This is a genomic window from Thermogemmatispora argillosa (genome assembly GCF_059696725.1).
In genome coordinates this window covers 502,806-520,921 of sequence record NZ_AP019377.1, presented here as the reverse complement: position 1 = coordinate 520,921, position 18,116 = coordinate 502,806, and the positions used below count along the sequence as shown (strand labels likewise).

Sequence of the window (18,116 nt, the reverse complement as noted above, 5' to 3'; positions counted from 1 at the left end):
TGTCAAGCGAGAGGAAGAGAGACGACAAGATCACACTCCTGCCTCAGGAGTATACAGTAACCGCGCATGAAAGGCAAGAAGGAAGGGAGGCCGAGCCAGGCGCTCCTCTGTCGAAGGCCCCGATGCCGGTACCGGTGCCGACGTCCAAAATCGTACGGGTGCTCTCAGGCGAGAGTGGGGCCAGGTAGTGGTTGCTCAAGGTGCGATAGAGGGATCTGGCCAGAACTAAGGAGTTGCTGCTCCCTGGCTCAGAAGACGCAAGGTGTAGTGCAGTGCTTTCCCGCTGAGCGGTCCATAGCGGCCCGCTGGGGGGGGGGAAGCCTCGGCATCAAGCGCCAGATCAACCAGCTCAGGTGCGTAGAGGTACTCTCCGAGCAGCAGCGCCAGGCCAGTAATGCCGGCATGGATATCCAGACGACTGGTGGTGATCTGCAAATCGCGAGTCGCCAGCGGCAAGGAACGTCGATAGACCACCTCGCGAATGCCGGCGAGCAAGGGCTCGTCGGCGTGAGCCAGGCGACCGCCTAAGACCACCAGCGAAGGGTTGAGGAGGCTCACTGCGTCGGAGATGGCCTGACCCAGCACACGGGCTGCCTGACGAGCCAGATGCACCGCGTCCTGCTGTCCGGCCCGGATCAGACGGACTACCTCATAGGTTGAATGGACCTGGTGGCCAAGTGCACGGAGATCGCGCAGTAATGCCCAGCCACCAGCATAGGCTTCCACGCAGCCGAGATTGCCGCAGCGACAGAGTGGCGGCGTCGTCCGATTGGCCAGATCGCCACTGTAGGGGATATGACCAAGATCCCCAGCTGCTCCCTGAGCACCACGCAGTATCTGCCCATTCGAAATGATGCCGCAGCCGACCCCTGTCCCTACCTTGACCATCAACATATGTGGGTGCTCTGGCCAGCAGGCCTTATATTCCCCAAAGGCCATCACGTTCACATCATTGTCCACTAGCGTCGGACAGGCAAAGCGCTCTAGAAAGTAGCCCGGAATGTCAAAGCCATCCCAGCCGGTCATAATCGGAGGGCTTACCACACGCCCAGTGGCAAACTCTACGGGGCCGGGGACGCTAATCCCAATGCCGTGCACCTTCTGAGGAGGCACCCGCAGCCGTTGCAGAAGGGCCAAGAACGTCCTCGTTACCTGCTCTAGCACAGGATGAGGTCCAACAGCTACATCGAGCTCGCTTGCTTCTTCTGCCAGAATAGTCCCTGCTAGATCCGTCAGCGCACAGCGGAGATGGCTGGCCCCCACATCGGCGGTGAGAAACACTCCACGTGCTGCATTGAATTTAAACTGCGTCGGAGGACGACCGCCGGTCGAAACGCTGGCCCCATCCGGTACCAGGAGGCCGGCAGCGAGCAGACGCTCCAGGCGCTGCGTGACCGTCGAGCGAGCCAAACCGGTCAGGCGGATCACATCCGCCCGAGTGCGCGCCTGGCCAGTGCGAAACAGGGCGAGAACCGCTCCTGACCCAGAGGCACCGTTGCCCTCAAGAGGTGACTTCATCAGCGTGGCACTCCTCACAGTTCCGAAAAATAGAGAGGGCTACCTGTGCAGTTCGTGCTGATCACAGGTCACAGATGTATTTGGCATATTCGCCTCTATTCTACCAAAGAGAAAGGGCCTTCTCAAGATTACCTCGCCGTAATTCTGTTCCATTTGGTCAGAAGATGGCAAACTTTTGCTTGACATAATACATAAGTATGATTATAATCTGCCAATAGTGAAGGGTTCCCTCTACTCAGCAGGACAGAAGTCTTCGCTGAGTCGAACGAAGCGCTTCAGAAACTATTTTGGCTGCCAGAGACAAAGAGAAGGAGGCGCTGCAGTGTGCAGGCAATCGCTGATGACAAAGATGAGCCTGATCCTGCTGGCGGTGCTAGGTGTGATCATCACTGCCTGTGGTGGAGCCAGCAGCGGGACTGGAAGCAGTGGAAGCGCGCAGGTTGCAGCCGTGATTAAAGGGCTAGATAACCCGTTCTTCCAGGCGATGCAGCGAGGCATTCAGGATGAAGCCAGGACTGTGGGCGTGTCCGTTACCGTCCAGGCCGCAGCAAGCATCACAGACACCACTGGCCAGGCGGACAAGCTGCAGGCCCTTGCAGGCCAGAACTATGGCTGCTACATCGTGAATCCTATTAGTGGCACCAACCTGGTTCAGGCACTTGCACCCGTCTCGCAAGCGGGCAAGCCCATTATTAACATCGACAACCCCATCAGCGCGCAGGCAGCTCAAGCCGCCGGTATCAAGATCAGCACGTACATAGGAACGGACAACATCAGTGCCGGTCGTCAGGCTGCCAGCGAGATGGCCAAACTGCTGCCAACGGGGGGCAAAGTGGCCTTGATTGGAGGCATCGCCGGAGACGTTACCAGCCAGCAACGTCTCCAGGGTTTCAGCCAGGGGATTCCTGCGACGATCCAGATTGTCCAGACAGTTGCAGCTGACTGGGATCGCCAGAAAGCGCTGACAGCCGCGGGTGATATCCTGCGCGCTCACCCGGACCTCAAAGGGTTCTTTGTCGCCAACGACGACATGGCTCTTGGAGTCGTACGGGCCATTGCTGATGCTGGGAAACAGGGTCAGGTCAAGGTAGTCAGCGTCGACGGTATCCAGGATGCTCTCAAATCCATTCAAGCGGGTCAGCTCTCGGCCACCGTCTCCCAGTACCCCTATACTATTGGAGCAATGGGGGTCGAAGCCTGCAAGGCGGCCCTAGCGGGCAAGACTCTGCCGGCGAAGGTCACCGCCCCTATTCTCGTGGTAACCAGCGATAATGTTGCTCAGGCTCTGGCCAGCTTCCCTAAGCCTTTTAGCAGCTATAGTGATCCCTTCCAGGACCTCCTCAAGTAGTGAAGAAAGGAAACAAGCAAGCCGGTGGGTGAGTGGTGCGCAAAGGGGCAAGCAGGTATCTGCCTGAGCCTATCGGTGCTGGGAGCGCAACCACTCACTCACAGGGGAGGAAGGAGAGAGCAGATGGAACAGAGCAACGCGCCAGCAACAGCCTTTTCGGCGCAGGCTGAGCGACTCAGCTGGCGAGAGCGGTTCAGCGATCCCGAGTTCTGGATTAACTGGACTGCGGTGATCGCTCTGGCAGGGCTGGTCATCATCTTTGGCATAGCCGCACCCGCTTTCTTAAGCCTCGGCAACATCCGGGCTGTGCTGATAGCAGCGGCGCTGCTGGTGATTCTGACCGTAGGGCAGACATTCGTGATCCTGACAGGGGGCATTGATCTCTCTCTGGCCTCTACGATGACCTGGGCTGGCGTAGTCCTGGGCCAGGTTGTCGTCCACGGAGGCCCTATCGGTCTGGCCTGTCTGCTTGCTATCACTGCTGGCTTGCTCGTGGGCCTCATCAATGGCCTGCTGATTGCCTGGGGGCGGATTCCAGATTTCATTGCGACGCTCGGGACACTCAGCGCCGCCTCTGGGGCGGCACTGATCCTCTCTAATGGTGAGCCTGTGACCATTGTCAGTACCTTTCTACTTCAGCTTGCAACAGGCTCCCTTGGTCCCTTGCCCTACTTTGTCTTAATCGCCCTGCTCGTGGTGTTGCTGGGCCATTTCTTGCTCTTTTACACCCGCTTTGGAACTCACCTGCTGGCCACGGGGGGCGATGCCGAAGCGGCGCGTGCTATGGGGATTCGCACTGCAGGGATAAAGCTGGCAGCGTACATACTGGCAGGTGGCCTGGCTGGTCTGGCAGCCATCCTTTTCACGGCACGCATTGGGGCTGCTGAACCGGCTGTTGATACCAGCTACTTACTCAACTCTGTTGCTGCGGTGGTCCTGGGAGGCGTCAGTCTCTTTGGAGGACGTGGCACGATTGCCGGACCGGCTGCAGGGGCCCTCTTGCTCACGGTGCTCGTCAATGGACTGACCCTGCTCGGACTCTCGCAATTTTACCAACCGGTGGTGGTTGGTCTAGCGGTCGTGTTGGCCGCCTTGCTGGTGAGGTACTGGCGATGAGCCCTACAGAATTTGAAGGCGTCTTTTCTGCTCCTCAGATTCCAGAACGCGACGCCGCTACGGCTACCCCATCCAGGCCTACAGTACCTGATCCTGCTGAGGTATTGCTCCTGGTTGAGCGTGTGAGCAAGCACTTTGGAGCCATTGTAGCGCTGCACGAAGTGACGCTATGGGCGCGGCGGGGAGAGATTACAGCCATCGTCGGAGACAATGGCGCAGGAAAATCAACGCTCATCAAGTGCATTTCGGGCCTACACCCACCCAGCAGTGGGCGCCTCTTCTTCGAGGGGAGAGAGGTCCATTTCGCCTCCCCTCAGGAAGCCCGTCAGGCAGGTATTGAGACAGTATATCAAAACCTGGCTGTGATTGAAGACCTCACAGTTTGGCAAAATATCTTTCTCAACCGCGAGCGAGTCAAGCGATGGGGGCCCTTGGCGGTCTTGGATCGCCGTGCTATGCGCCGAGAGGCGCTGCAGATGCTTCGGCAGTTTGAGGTCCATTTACCGTCCATCCATGCCCGGCTGCGACAGCTCTCTGGTGGGCAGCGGCAGGCTATTGCCATTGCGCGAGCCGCGAGCTGGGGGTCGCGGCTGCTGATCATGGATGAGCCAACGGCAGCGCTGGGAGTACGAGAGACCCGGCGTGTTGAGGAATTGATTCTCCGTCTACGTGAGCAGGGGCTAGCCATCTTACTGATTAGCCATAACTTTGAGCAGGTGCTGCGTCTCTCTCAACAGGTGTGGGTCATGCGCAGTGGCCAAGTAGTAGGAGGACGCCGGACGAGCGAGACGACGAGTGATGAACTCGTGGCCATGATCACCGGTGTCAAGGGTAACGAATGATCGCTGGAACAGGCTTGGAGCTTATGATGAGACAGAAAATAGGTATTCACGCATTCGTCTGGGTGGGAGGCTGGAGTCAGGAGGAATGTCGTCAGGCACTCGAAAGCAGTCGCGCGAGTGGCTATGATTTGATTGAGATCCCCCTGCTTGAGCCAGCTACAATCGACGTGGCTCTGACGAGAAGCCTGTTGGCAAAGACTGGTCTTGAAGCGACCTGTACGCTGGCTCTGACACCCGAGACAGACATTTCCAGCACGGATGAGGAAGTAGTAGCGCGCGGTGAGCGGCTCTTGTGCGATGCGCTAGCTGTTGCTCGGGATCTGGGGGCCACCTATCTTGGCGGGGTGATCTTCGGAGCCTTGACGCGCTACCGTGAGCCGCTTACTCCTGCCGGACGGCTGAACAGTATACGCGTCCTGGCTCGTCTGGCCGAGCAGGCGGCAGCCAGTGGCATACAGCTAGGTCTCGAAGTGGTGAACCGCTATGAGAGCAATTTCCTCAATACAGCGGAGCAGGCCCTGGCACTGATCGAAGAGATTGGAGCACCGAATATCGTGGTCCACCTGGATACCTACCATATGAATATCGAAGAAGACAATTTTGTGAAGCCGGTCATGGCCTGTGGAAAGCGGCTAGGCTATGTCCATGTGGGCGAAAGCCATCGGGGCTATCTCGGCACAGGTACGGTGGATTTCCCTGCATTTTTCCGGGCGCTCAAGCGGGCTGGGTATCAAGGACCAGTGACTTTTGAGAGCTTTTCTCGGGCTCAGCAGATTGCAAACCTCTCTGGCTCTCTGGCGATCTGGCGTCATACCTGGACAGACCGTTTTGATCTGGCCAGGCGGGCACGGGCCTTCATTGCTGCCGGTCTGGAAGCAGCGGACACCCACGGGGACTAGTCATCATCATGGGAGACGGAAGAAGGAAGCTCGAGGGCAAAGCGCTCCTCGGCATTGATTTGGGCACGAGTGCAGTAAAAGCGCTGGTCCTGGAGGCAACGAGCGGGCGGCGGCTGGGAGAGGGTCGCGCTGCGTATCCTCTGCTTACCCGCCAGCCGGGATGGGCCGAGGGAGAGCCTGAGGAGTGGTGGCGGCAAACAGTGGCAGCAGTGCGTATGGCCTTGCGCCGCCTGGAGCCAGATCAGGTGGCAGCTATCGGAGTCACTGGGCAAATGCACGGCATAGTCCCCGTCGATGCAGCAGGCAATCCTGTACGCGCTGCTCTGCTCTGGCCAGATCAACGAGCTGTCGGACAGTTAGCACGCTTTGAACAGCTGCCCGTTCAGCTACGGGAGCGCCTGGCGAATCCCTTCGCTCCTGGCATGGCCGGCCCGTTGCTCTGTTGGCTGGCTGACGAGGAGCCTGAGACATTCGCGCGCATGCGCTGGGCGCTTCAGCCCAAAGACTGGCTACGCTTGCGTTTGACTGGGACAGTGTTCACCGAGGCCAGTGATGCCTCGGCGACGCTGCTCTATGATGTGCCGGGGGATCGGTGGGCTACAGAGGTGATGGACTCGCTTGGTCTACGCAGGGAGCTATTTGCCCCTTTGCTGCCTGCTGGGGCAGCGGCGGGTTATCTGCAAGCGTCAGCAGCGAAGGAGCTGGGCCTCAAACCGGGCTTGCCTGTGGCAACAGGGGCCGCTGATGTAGCAGCTTCTCTGCTGGGAGCTGGCCTGCTTGCGCCGGGTCCGCTTTTGCTCTCGCTTGGCTCGGGAGCTCAATTTGTGCTCCTCTGCCAGGAGCCACGGCCTGACCCCCAGTGGAGAACCCATCTCTATCGAGCGGCAGATGGACGCCATTGGTATCGGATGGCCGCAGTGCAGAATGCCGGGCTGGCTTTGGACTGGGTACGTCGAACCCTTCAGGCGAGCTGGTTGGAGCTGTATGCGAGCAGCGAAAGCGAGGTGACAGCTGTAGAACCGCTGTTCTTTCTCCCCTGCCTGACGCCGGAGCGACCGTATCACCCCAGGCCGCGGGCCGCAGGCTGGCTCCATCTGCGTCTTGATCATGAGCGTGATCATCTGCTCCGCGCGGCGTTGGAAGGCGTGGCCTTTGGGATGCGTCTGGCCCTGGAGGCGCTCGCTGAGGGAGCGGAGGTCAAGGAGCAGCTTCTCGTGGTGGGAGGGGGCGGTTTGCATCCTGGCTGGCGCCAGATGCTGGCTGATATCCTGGGAAGTGAACTCTGGGCTGTTGCCGAGAAGGACACAGCAGTGCGTGGGGCTGCGCTCTTGGCCGGACTCGCCGCCGGCTGTTGGGAAGATGTGACTATTCTCGAAACGTGGCGCCCGCCGGTCCTGACAGTGACGGCTCCTGGAGCGCGTCGCGCTGCCTATCAAGAACGCTATCAGCGCTATCGGGAGCTGTTGCTCTCACCGGCGGCTGCCATACTGGAGGAGAGCAAAGCGTTTAGCGCAAGGCTTCATGAAGATGGGGGACGAGCTGATCAGTCATAGCAGACTGTGCAACACCGCCTGCGCTGATCCAGGCTGTGTTTCTGTCGTTGCCTGGGTGAGAGGAGCCATCCGGCCACTGGTGAGCCAGGCCCTGCGCCTGGCTCATCTCAGGGCCCCAACAAACGGATACTGATCTATGGGCTGTCAGATCAACCAGATCGTCGTGTGCTGCGCAACAAGAGCCGCGTGTATGCCCTCTCGCTCGCGCCAGGACTTGACGCTCTGGACTGCGGTGCCAGATGAGCAGATACCAGGAGCGATCGCGTGTGCTCTGTCTGCTTCCCCAAAGCGGGGGAGCAGGAAACGCGCTACTTGCACTCTACTTGAATATGCCGCGATCTGCACCAGGGCAAGGATCCCTTCCAGCCCGTGCAGGCGAATGATCCCGTTAGGCTGCAACAGCCGGTCGCACGCCGCAAGCAGCCGCGGCTAGGCTGCTGACCACTTGAAACCCCGGCGGTGCTTATTGATCAGGTCGAAGAATGGGGCAGCGCGTGCTGGAGGTCGGGACGGGAACTGAGTACAATGCTGCGTTGCTGGCCTGGCTGACGGGGGAACCACAGCGTATGGTCACAATGGAAGTGGTGCCGGACCTGGCCGCGCAGGCACGACAGGCGCTGTGACACACGGTCGGGGCGGTCCGAGTGATACGCTGACGATGGCGGGCTGGGATATGCGACCGGCGTCTCCCCAGGAGTGGCTGCTGGTTGCTCAGGCCAGGGCTTAACAACTCTGGCTCTCGTCGACCAACCCTCAGTGTGCATCTGCGACTCCAAGCGTCCCAATCGTCCTCGTGGCGCGTTACAGAAATTCAGCCAACGAGCAGGGGCGATGATGACGACGCTCGGCTTCGGCGATTTGCTTCTCACAGAATCGCCGGTTGAGATCGGCGACCTTTCGTTTTATGGATGGCCGATGTCGCTGCCAGCTTGCTTCTCGCTGGAGGCGCTTGTCACCGCAGGGCTTTTGTGCAGTGCTTTTCGTTGTTGCTGCCGTCGAGTCAACGACGAGAGCTTTGAATAGAGAAGGGGCTGGTAGCGCTTTGCGGCAAGCTGCTCTTTGCATAGCGTAGGCAGGAAGCAGCGTGAAGCTGCGTGCACTACTTACTTTCTTGTAAGTAAGCAGTGTCGCGCTAATAGCCCAGACTGATGAGTCAGGCCCTCTTCGATCTCGGTGAGTGAGGCCCCCAGCGGCCTCGCCGAGAATCGGCGAGGCCAGCACTTTCCATGCCGGACTGGGGAGAGAAGAGCATCACTAACGACGCAGTCTGTGCTGGCGACCGTAGGCGGAGAGCAGCAGCAGCAACAGTAAGCCAAAGACAATTTCCCGTACCGACTCAGGGAGCATAAGCGTCGTCAGCAGGCTACTGAGAATGGTCAGCAAGAGAGCACCGGCCATTGTTCCCAGGTAGCCCCCCTGGCCGCCAGAGAGCACTGTGCCGCCAACCACGACAGCGGCAACTGAAGGGAGGGTGTAGTCTGAACCCAGGTCTAGAAAGACGCGCTGAATATAGCCAAGCAAGACAACACCTGCCAGGGCTGCCAAGAGACCACTCAGCGCATAGGTCAGCACAAGTAGAACGGGCACTCGCACGCCAGAGAGACGCGCCGCTACGCGGTTGGCTCCCACTGCAAAGAGGTATTTCCCGTAAGGCGTGCGTGTCAGCAGCAGCCACATAGCGATCCCGACAACGGCCCAAATCAGCAACACGCCCGGAATACCGGCCCAGAAGGGAGCATTCACCAGTACTTCCACCACGGGAGGCGTTCCGCCGCTGAGACGCCCTTGCGTCACAGCCAGGATCATGCCCTGTACGACACCGGACATTCCCAAGGTCATCACGAGCGGAGGGATACGGGCCAGGGTGATCCCCACCCCATTGACAGCCCCGATCAGCGCACCCGCTCCAAGGGCGATCAGCAGCGCTGGCGCGGCCAGTTCGTCTTTGCCGGCAGAGAGATGATAAACAAGAATGGCACCAAGTGTCACCACCGATCCTACAGACAGATCGATGCCTTCGCCCCCAGCGATGATCACCAGCGTCTGCCCCGCGGCGACGATCCCCAGGAATGCCGCCAGTCGGAGGATGTTGATCGCCAGACCGTAGCTGGCAAAGCCAGGATGCGCCAGACCACCGGCAATGAAGAGGAGTACCGCCAGCGCAAAGGCAATCAGCTCCGACCGCTGGCGGAGGGTGCTCAGCCACGCTCTCATATAGCCCTCCTGCGTAGCAATGGAATCAGATTGCTGCCCGCAAGAGCCAGGACCATGATCGCCGCATTGACCAGCGTCTGCCACCACGCGGGCACATTGGCAAAGGCAATGATGTTGAGGAAGAGTCCCAAGATGACTACCCCGAATACCGCCCCGGTGAGGCCGCCTTGTCCACCTCCCAGACGGGTACCGCCAATGACGACAGCGACAATTGACTCCAGCATCATTGGACCGCCGATCAAGGGATCACCTGTTCCCGTGCTCAGCACCAGGGTGAAGGCCGAGAGTGCAGCCATGAGCCCGGCGATGACATAAGTGCTGAGTTGAACCACTGCCACTGGGACACCGCTAACATAGGCAGATAGCGCGTTGCCCCCAACTGCGTAGAGGTAGCGGCCATAGCGTGTGCTACAGAGGAGATTCCAGGCGATCAAGACCAGCACCACGATCCAGAGCGTGAGAGGCAGCCCCAGAGGACTTGCCAGGTAGAGGTTCATCACATCGGGCGGGACGCTCCCTCCAGCGCTCGGCATGATCCACAAGGCCAGGCCCGCAAAAATTGAACTGGTCGCAAAGGTGGTGACGACTGGTTGGAAGCGTAGAGAGGCCACGCAGAACCCGTTCAATGCTCCTGCCAGCAATCCAACAGCCAGCCCTAAAGCGAAGGCCAGCGCGATCTGCCCAGCACCCGGATTCGTCCCCAGGGCATGGACTGTCACCACGCTCACCAGCGAGACGATGGAGCCGATGGAGAGATCGACTCCCCCACCGATGATCACCACTGCCTGGCCAGAAGCGAGTAGTATCAGTGGTAAGAAGGACTGCAGGTTTCCATTGAGTACGGTGGGACGAAAGAAATTAGGCTGCAGCAGTGCATTGACCAAGACGGCCATCAACAGCAGGAGCAACGCGAACAGATAGCTTTGGCGCAAAATCACGCGCCGCCATTGACGGAGCAGCGACGTTTGCGAGCGTTGCTGAGCCTGCACGCTCATGAGCTTGCCTCCTCTCTCACCGTCGTGCCCATGCTGGCGGCAACCAGCTCGGCATGGGTAAGCGAGGCCTGGGCCAGTTCGGCCTGCACCTCGCCGCTGTGCAACACGAGCACACGGTCACAGAGTCCCAATAGCTCGTCATCCTCGCTACTATAGAGCAGGATGGCTGTGCCTGCCTCGCGCAGTTCTGCCAGGATCTGGTAGAACTCGGCACGGGCCCCCACATCAACGCCCTTGGTTGGATCATCCAGCAACAACACCCGCGGCTGGCGCAGCAACCATTTGCCAAGTACCACTTTCTGGGCATTGCCGCCGCTCAGGCTGCTCACGGCTGCATCGAGCGAGGGCATTAGCAGTTTCAAGCGGTCTGCCATGCGTGCCGCATCACGTCGTGCCTGCCCCAGGCGCAAAAGCATACCATAGCGTGCCCAGGAAGGAAGATGGAGATTCTCCAGCACCGAACGGATGAGGAGCAAGCCCTGGGTACTGCGCTCACCGGGCACAAAGGCCAGGCCCGCCTTGACCGCCTGGTGGGGGTGAGTAAAGTGTACAGGCTTTCCTGCCAGGAATATGCGACCCTCAAAGGGGATCGCACCGAAGAGGGCTAACAGGATCTCGCTCTGCCCCTGCCCACGCAGCCCCCCCAGCCCCAGGATCTCTCCTTCATGGAGCGTGAAGCTGATTCCGTGCAGTCCGTTCGTGCGCAGTCCCTCGACGACCAAGCAAGGTTTGGACAACGCTTGCTGTTCTCGGCGCTGGATATAGCGCTCGGCCACTGTCTGACCTACCATGGCCTGCACTAGCTCATCGGTGCTCAGCTCACCAGCGTAGGCCTCCAGCACACTCTCGCCATTACGCAGGACCGTGATGCGATCGGCCACCCGCAGAATTTCCTCCATCCGGTGTGAGATGAAGATCAGTGCCATCCCCTCTTGTTTCCAATGGGTCATCAGCTCGAAGAGTCTTCCAACCTGGCGAGCGTCCAGGCTGGCGCTGGCCTCATCCAGGAGCATTAGCGCTGGCTGCAGGCTCAGTGCCTTGAGAATCTCCACGATCTGCTTTTCATCAGGCGAAAGGGCTGCGACAGGCGTCTCGGGCTGCAACCTCTGGCTAACTGTGCCTTGAAAGAGGGAGAGCAGCTCCTGTGTACGCTTGCGAATCGCCCTGCGCTGCACGAGACCACCCGGCCAGAGCGGCTCATGGGCCAGCCAGATATTCTCCTCGACAGTCATATTGTCGACCAGGCTGAGCTCCTGATAGACGGCTACGATACCACGTCGGCGCGCCGCTTGAGGCGTAGGGAAGCGCACCATCTGTCCATTGAGTAGTAGTTGCCCCTCATCGGGGGCAACTACGCCAGTGATGATCTTGTTGAGGGTGCTCTTGCCGCTTCCATTAGCCCCAACCAGCGCCATGACCTCGCCGGAGCGGACTTCCAGGTTGCCATCACGCAGGGCAACCACCCCCCCATAGCGCTTGACCACATGCTTTGCTGAAAGCGTAATGGCCATAGGTTCCCCTGCCCTCTCTGTTCAGCTTAGCTGAAGTAGGAATCGGCCTGCTGCTGACTGATGTAGCCGTCCAGCGTATAGGCCTGGGGTAGGTCCTTGACTCGGGCATACTCGCTGGCAAAATTGGCATCCGTCACCTCACCGGGAATCGGCACGTAAATGGTATTGCCCGCTTGGCCCGCTAGCACGCCTGGCCTGATATGCTTGCCCAGCAAGAGATCAATGGCCACGCGCAGGCCGCTGGCCCCCACGCCTGGCGGATTGATCACGCCGATCGAGCTGAAAGTAGGATGGGTCCGCTTCACCTGCGCCCACAGCTGCAAATAGCCCGCACGTGCCTCGCCAACCATGATAGGCCACTTCGGCGGATTGGCAGCAATCACAGCCTGTAACGCGCCCTGCGCCATGCCATCTTGTGACCAGACACCATCGATATTCGGCTGCGAAGCCAGCAAAGCTGCCATCTTCTGCTGACCGGTGGCTTCATCCCAGTTGGCATTGACCACGTTCAGTACTTTGATACCGGGGTACTGGCTGAGCACATCCTTCACGCCGTTGTAGCGCGCTGTGTCGGCAGGTGTTCCGGCAATTCCATTGATCACCACGATGTTCCCCTTGCCGTTGAGCTTCTGCGCCAGCCAGCGCATGCTGATGCGTGCCCATTCGCGCTGATCGATAGTGACATTAACGGCCCCTTTGGCACTCACTTCCTGGTCCACTGAGACTACGACAATCCCTGCCTGAATTGCCTGCTCGATCACGGGATTCAGGGCGGTCGGAGAATTGGGATCGATAATAATGGCATCAACGCCACGATTGATCAGATTGCGGATCTGCTGGATCTGCCCCTGAACATCTACATCGGCACTCTCGATCACCAGGTCCTTCGTTAGCCCCTCACGTTTATACTCAGCATTGACTGTCTGCATATCTTGCAACATCTGCGTGCGCCATTCACTGTCAACAAAGCCATTTGAGACCCCGATGGTAAAGGGCTTGTGATGGGCACCGTTGCCGCCAGACGACTGGATATTCCCACTTCCACCACAGGCCGCTGTAAACATCAAGCACAAGGCAAGAGTAAGCAGCAGAAAGAAATAGAGCTTGACAAAGTGATAGGTACCCCTGGCAGGATCACGCCAATCTGACAGCAACATTGCAGGACCTCCTTCAAGCAAAAGAGCAAACTGTATGCTTCTGCGTATGCGGGAATGGGATTAGAGGCGCACGAAGGTGCGCTCTCGTGTCGTGTAAATGGGCATTAGAGTCGGCTAGGAAACCGGCTCTGGCTGGGGAAGCGCCACTGGTTCATGACGCTGCTTCACCTGCGTACGGTGTTCTCGTCCACGTTTTGCAAAAGGACGGATGGCCTTTAGGCCGCCCTCAAACCAAGTGTCGAGCTGGCGCCGCGCAATGTTAACATGCAGCACCTCGTCGGCCCAATCGAAATCCTGAAAAGTGGTCATTAAGGGATGCCGAGCCTCATCGCGAGCAAACTCCCACTCGTAGCGCTTGCCTGGTGGATACTTCATGTTGCCACCCTCAACTTCAAGGCCCAGGACCGCGTACTGCTCCAGCGGCGAGGCCTCCATCACAAAGATCCCCTCGTAATCCCGCATTGGGAGAGCGTCGCGTCGCCCATAGGTAGACTCGATAGCGGCCTCACCGAAGAGCGAGTGGCGCATCTCATCCCAGCAATGGCGCGAGATATCACGGTAGAAGCTCCAGGGCATGCCAGAGGTCTCAAAAAGCACGATGGCCAGCCCCTCGGCCACGTTGATCTCGCTGAGACGCAAACCCATCATATAGTTGAGGTATGCCTGCGTCTCCTGGGGAGAGGGAACAACGTAGTCCCAAACTCGGGGGAGGGTTTCATCGCGCATCAGCTCATGCGGAAGATGGTAGGTCTGGTTGGCCGAATGAAGGCGTGCAATGGGCTTACTGCGAGGAGCTGAGCCGTCCATACCACCGGCTGCCTCCAGATAGCGGCGCAGCGTCGTCTGCCAGGAGGCCGCAAGACGCTCTTCTTCTTCGCTTGGCTGCAGAGAATCCAGTGTCAGTGCCAGTAGGCGCAAATGCTCTTCTTCCTCGGCAAGCACATGCTGCAGAATACGCACGCTTGGGTAGTCAGCCAAACCGTTGGTCGTTGCCAGATAGGTGCGATAGGACTCAACGAGTGCAGACTTGAGCACCTGCTGCACGGCAAGCAGGAAGGGATAGCTTCCCGGCAGGTATTCAGCCTCGTCGAAAAGCACAGCCAGAGCTTCATCAGGTACCTGTTCCAGCTTATGCTTGTTGACGCGCAGCTCTGCGAGTCGCTCGCGCCAGGCATCGGCGTGCATGGCCTCCTCATACTGCAGGCGGGCCAACAGAACTTTGATATCCCGTTCGCGTATGGTAACGACGCGAGAGGCAAAAAGACGCATCATACGCTCTTCAATATAGGCGAAACGCCGAAGGCGTTGCGCGGCTTCGGCGACCGAGATGCCTGGGTTGAAAACGTGCTGCAGCCCCCCATAGCGATAGCTTTGTTCTTCTGTCATAGCTGTCTTTCCTCCTCTCTCTCGAAGCATTCCCGCTTCTCATCAATGATCGCTCTTATCAAGAACACCCTGCAAAGCTCCCCTGATCTGCTCGAAAGAAGGGATACGTGTATAAACGCCAGGGCCAGTTACTGCTAGCGAAGCCAGATAGCAGCCCAGGTGGGCACAGGCAACCGGTGACCATCCTAGGATCAGCCCGGCGATAAAGCCCGCTGTAAAGCTATCACCGGCGCCTGTACAATCAGTGGCTTGTACCGGACGCGCTGGTATGTGGTGCCAGCGCCCGGCTTGCCTCAAGCAGCAGCCTTGCTCCCCCAAGGTCACCACAACGCTGCCTGCGGTACAAGCCTCTAGCCGCTCGATAATGCGCTCTGGCTGCTTCTCACTGGTCAGCAATTGGCCCTCATCGTAGTTCAGGATGAAATAGTCGGTCTCGCGCAGAGCTGGCTCAAGGAAGGACAATCCTCGGCCTTCAGCGTCCCAACAAATGTTCAGCACGGTGGTGATCCCCCTGGCGCGGGCGCGAGCGCACAAAGCGCCGACCGCCTCTCCGCTAAATTGTGGAAGTACAAAGATACTGCCCACGTAAAGTACCCGGAGATCATCAAGCCAGTGATCAGGTACAGCGCTGAGGTCAAAACAAGCATTCGCCCCATTGACAAAGATCACGCTGCGCTCGCCCCGCGGGGTCAGCGTAATCACCGAGGTGCCGGTACCTATACAGGGATGACGCAGCAGTTTCCCCGTTCCCACGCCATTCTCAGCCAAGACGGCCCGTAGCTGCTCACCGACGACATCGGCTCCACTATAGCCAGCAAGCTCAACACTGAACCCGAGACGGCCAAGCACCATTGCCACATTGCCAGCGTTGCCGCTCAAAACCAGATCGATGCTCTCAATAGCTCGCAGCTGTCCTGGCGGTGGTAGCTCTGTCACTGTGCGACAGAGGACATCCAGCTGCAGATTTCCAAAGCACAGGATCTTGCCCGCGACCTCCTGCTCTCGCATAGGTGTGGATGCCCCTTTCTTCGCTGCGATGAAAAGATTATAACATATATGAGGCCTTCAGGCAATATCCTCCATATTTTCTCTCAATTGTTATAAACAATAGGCAAATAGGTAGGGTGATCCGAGATATGCTATACTAAAGAGGCGCTCCTCACCTTTGACTTCCTTCTTTCCAAGGAGCTTGGCATGCAAGAGGCTGCGGAAGAACCTCTTTACCGGCGCATTACGCGCATTCTGCGTGAAGAGATTGAAAGATCACGGAAACCCGGAGATCCAATTGAAACGGAGCAGGAGCTGGAGAAGCGCTTCAACGTCAGCCGTATTACGGTACGGAGAGCTGTTGAGGAGCTTGTACGCGAAGGCCTGCTCACGCGACGGCGTGGGAGTGGCACCTTTGTGGCTCAGAGGAGAGTGGTTGAGGAACTGGGCACGCTGAAGAGCTGGACAGAGCAAATGCGGGAACTGGGCCTGGAACCCCATACCGTGGACTGTCAGATTCTGAAGGTGGTGCCACCTTCCTGGGTAGCGCGCGCTCTTGGATTGAGCGAGGAGCAACCAGAGCTTGTCCTGCGGGTACAGCGGCTGCGCTACGCTAGCGGTGAACCACTAGCGCTGATGATCGATTATTTGCCTGTGCGCTACGTTCCTGACCTCGCAGAAAAGGGGCTGGAAGGAGAGTCGCTCTATGAGACGCTGGAAAAACGCTACGGTCTGCGGCTGGCCCATGTGGAGGATACGGTCACTGCGCGAGAGGCTACGCATCTGGAGGCTAACTTGCTCGGGATCGATCCAAAGGCTCCTGTCCTCTATGTGAAGCGGGTGACATATCTGGAGAACGGTGATCCTGTCGATGCTGCCAATGTGATCTCGCGGGCCGACCGCTACGAGTACCGTATGAGCGGGCGCCTTCCTGGCCGCCGTTTCTCGCCTTCCACTTACTGATCCGCTCCTGGTTGGTAGGCAGACCTTGTAATTTTATAACAAGATCGCCTATACTTGAGAAAAGTAATAACTTTTCGAGCGACCAGAGTGTTAAACCCCGCTCTGGGTAAGCGGGGAAGAGAAAAGGAGGCTCTTTTTATGGTGCGCATTGGTCTTCTCGGCAGTGGCTTTGTTGCAACCTTCTACATGCAGGGTTTGGTCGAGGTTCCAGGACAACAAGTTGTCAGCGTGTATGGGCGCACTGCGCAGCGAGTCCAGGAGTTTGCTGCGCGCTGGGGGATTCCTCATGCTACAACCAGTATGGAAGAGGTTGCTGCCAATCCAGAGGTGGATGTCCTCTTCATTGCCCTGCCGAATAAGCTTCACCTGGAGGCGGCCCAGTTGGCGGCTCGTCATAAAAAGCATGTTGTGTGTACAAAACCGTTGGCTCGCAATGCCCAAGAGGCCCGTCAGATGCTGGAGGCCGTCAGACAGGCAGGTGTCCTACATGGGTATGCAGAGACCGAGGTATTCTGTCCTGCCGTGATGCGCGCGCGTGCTCTGATCGAGGAAGGCGCCATTGGACGCGTGCTGACGGTCCGTTCGCGTGAGGCCCATGCCGGCCCTCATGCCCCCCATTTTTGGAACGCTGAGGAGGCGGGTGGCGGCGCCCTGCTTGATATGGGGTGCCATACAATCGAAGCAGCACGCTATTTCATTGGGAAAGAGGTGCGCCCTGTCGAGGTGCTTGCCTGGGGTGCGACACTCTATCATACCGATAAGACTACGGGTGAAGATAACGCCGTGCTCCTGCTACGTTTCGAAAATGGGGCGCTGGCTCAGAGCGAGATTAGCTGGACGGCTCGGGGTTCCCTTGATCTACGCAATGAGATCTATGGTACGGAAGGAAGTATCTTTACAGATGTAACGCGCTCCACTCCCATCAGCGCCTTTGTCCGCTCAACCAGCTCATACCTGCTCGAGAAGGCGGAGAGTAACAGCGGCTGGATCTTCCCGCTGCCCGATGAGGCACGTGTGTATGGCTATCACGAGGAGATGAAGCATTTCGTAGAGTGCATTGCTCGTGGAGAGATGCCTCGCGAGACTTTCGAGGACGGGGTAATCGTGAACACCATTATCGACGCAGCCTATCGCTCGATACGCGAACATCGTTGGATCAGCCTTGAGTGGTAGGAACGCATCGTCTCTGGGGCTCCCAGGGCCAGGTTGCAACGTGAAAATCTGGTGAGCGGAGCCCCACTTGCCCGGCAGCTCCGCATACCGCTCGCTGCTTCTCTACGCTTCTGCTGATAGGGCTGCATAGCCTATCACATCGGGGCAGGTACGATAAAGCATCAGGTAGGGGGCCATTCCTCAAAGGGCAGGCGTGAACTGGCAAGCAAGGTCACATGGCGGAGAGGAGGTCTCCACCTGGAGATGACCGCCGAAGGGCCTGCATCTGCCAGGCTCGTGGTCAAAAGGATTCATGCTGCCCTTCCTTCTCCTTGTAGTCGCTTCAGGCAGGCTGGTTCCCTTCGACAGCGGTGAGCTGCCAGAGGGCCCAGAGGTCTGCGCCCTGCAATCTCGGCTACCCAGCTGCATCAGGCGGACCAGCACCAGCGAGAAGCAATCTGTGAAGACAGAGTCA

General features: G+C 58.6%; 16 protein-coding genes. 9 read left to right on the top strand and 7 right to left on the bottom strand.

The genetic code is table 11. The annotated features are described in order from the left end of the window. Positions 1 to 225: 225 nt before the first annotated feature. On the bottom strand, positions 226 to 1,518 hold the full coding sequence (locus tag AC6H1L_RS02175) for an ROK family protein (RefSeq protein WP_497599916.1): 1,293 nt from the start codon (positions 1,516 to 1,518) through the stop codon (positions 226 to 228). Positions 1,519 to 1,858: 340 nt separating this feature from the next. Between AC6H1L_RS02175 and AC6H1L_RS02170 the strand changes: the two genes are divergently transcribed. The 7 genes from AC6H1L_RS02170 to AC6H1L_RS02140 all read left to right on the top strand — a co-directional run bounded on the left by AC6H1L_RS02170 (position 1,859) and on the right by AC6H1L_RS02140 (position 8,299). Continuing rightward, positions 1,859 to 2,866 carry a sugar ABC transporter substrate-binding protein gene (locus AC6H1L_RS02170; protein ID WP_497599915.1) on the top strand — a complete coding sequence of 336 codons (1,008 nt, stop codon included), beginning with the start codon at positions 1,859 to 1,861 and terminating at the stop codon, positions 2,864 to 2,866. Between the two features lie 123 nt (positions 2,867 to 2,989). After that, positions 2,990 to 3,982: an ABC transporter permease gene (locus AC6H1L_RS02165; protein ID WP_497599914.1), complete on the top strand. Its 993-nt coding sequence runs from the start codon at positions 2,990 to 2,992 to the stop codon at positions 3,980 to 3,982. Continuing rightward, the gene (locus tag AC6H1L_RS02160; protein WP_497599913.1) at positions 3,979 to 4,824 is read left to right on the top strand and encodes an ATP-binding cassette domain-containing protein; all 846 of its coding nucleotides are present in this window, start codon (positions 3,979 to 3,981) and stop codon (positions 4,822 to 4,824) included. Before AC6H1L_RS02165 ends, AC6H1L_RS02160 begins: the two co-directional genes overlap by 4 nt. A 23-nt stretch (positions 4,825 to 4,847) precedes the next feature. Further along, complete coding sequence (locus AC6H1L_RS02155; protein WP_497599912.1) at positions 4,848 to 5,723, top strand: sugar phosphate isomerase/epimerase family protein; 876 nt, start codon at positions 4,848 to 4,850, stop codon at positions 5,721 to 5,723. Between the two features lie 8 nt (positions 5,724 to 5,731). Next, complete coding sequence (locus AC6H1L_RS02150) at positions 5,732 to 7,276, top strand: xylulokinase (RefSeq protein WP_497599911.1); 1,545 nt, start codon at positions 5,732 to 5,734, stop codon at positions 7,274 to 7,276. A 482-nt stretch (positions 7,277 to 7,758) separates the two neighbouring features. Next, positions 7,759 to 7,899 carry a hypothetical protein gene (locus AC6H1L_RS02145; protein WP_497599910.1) on the top strand — a complete coding sequence of 47 codons (141 nt, stop codon included), beginning with the start codon at positions 7,759 to 7,761 and terminating at the stop codon, positions 7,897 to 7,899. A 208-nt stretch (positions 7,900 to 8,107) separates the two neighbouring features. Further along, positions 8,108 to 8,299 carry a hypothetical protein gene (locus tag AC6H1L_RS02140; RefSeq protein ID WP_497599909.1) on the top strand — a complete coding sequence of 64 codons (192 nt, stop codon included), beginning with the start codon at positions 8,108 to 8,110 and terminating at the stop codon, positions 8,297 to 8,299. Positions 8,300 to 8,530: 231 nt separating this feature from the next. On the opposite strand, the gene AC6H1L_RS02135 is transcribed toward AC6H1L_RS02140, so the two are convergent. From AC6H1L_RS02135 to AC6H1L_RS02110, 6 genes are all read right to left on the bottom strand, one after another. Then, positions 8,531 to 9,490 (bottom strand): ABC transporter permease, encoded by a 960-nt coding sequence (locus tag AC6H1L_RS02135; RefSeq protein ID WP_497599908.1) that lies wholly within the window; start codon positions 9,488 to 9,490, stop codon positions 8,531 to 8,533. Beyond that, on the bottom strand, positions 9,487 to 10,485 hold the full coding sequence (locus tag AC6H1L_RS02130; RefSeq protein WP_497599907.1) for an ABC transporter permease: 999 nt from the start codon (positions 10,483 to 10,485) through the stop codon (positions 9,487 to 9,489). Before AC6H1L_RS02130 ends, AC6H1L_RS02135 begins: the two co-directional genes overlap by 4 nt. After that, positions 10,482 to 11,996: a sugar ABC transporter ATP-binding protein gene (locus AC6H1L_RS02125; protein ID WP_497599906.1), complete on the bottom strand. Its 1,515-nt coding sequence runs from the start codon at positions 11,994 to 11,996 to the stop codon at positions 10,482 to 10,484. Before AC6H1L_RS02125 ends, AC6H1L_RS02130 begins: the two co-directional genes overlap by 4 nt. Positions 11,997 to 12,022: 26 nt before the next feature. Further along, positions 12,023 to 13,153: an ABC transporter substrate-binding protein gene (locus AC6H1L_RS02120; RefSeq protein WP_497599905.1), complete on the bottom strand. Its 1,131-nt coding sequence runs from the start codon at positions 13,151 to 13,153 to the stop codon at positions 12,023 to 12,025. Between the two features lie 114 nt (positions 13,154 to 13,267). Beyond that, positions 13,268 to 14,539: a ferritin-like domain-containing protein gene (locus AC6H1L_RS02115; RefSeq protein ID WP_497599904.1), complete on the bottom strand. Its 1,272-nt coding sequence runs from the start codon at positions 14,537 to 14,539 to the stop codon at positions 13,268 to 13,270. 42 nt (positions 14,540 to 14,581) lie between these two features. Then, on the bottom strand, positions 14,582 to 15,547 hold the full coding sequence (locus AC6H1L_RS02110) for a carbohydrate kinase family protein (RefSeq protein ID WP_497599903.1): 966 nt from the start codon (positions 15,545 to 15,547) through the stop codon (positions 14,582 to 14,584). Positions 15,548 to 15,733: 186 nt separating this feature from the next. Here AC6H1L_RS02110 and AC6H1L_RS02105 point away from each other — a divergent pair, with 186 nt between their 5' ends. Continuing rightward, positions 15,734 to 16,489 carry a GntR family transcriptional regulator gene (locus AC6H1L_RS02105; RefSeq protein WP_497599902.1) on the top strand — a complete coding sequence of 252 codons (756 nt, stop codon included), beginning with the start codon at positions 15,734 to 15,736 and terminating at the stop codon, positions 16,487 to 16,489. A gap of 138 nt (positions 16,490 to 16,627) precedes the next feature. After that, entirely contained in the window at positions 16,628 to 17,662 is a 1,035-nt protein-coding gene (locus tag AC6H1L_RS02100; RefSeq protein WP_497599901.1) for a Gfo/Idh/MocA family protein, read from the top strand. Positions 17,663 to 18,116 lie beyond the last annotated feature (454 nt).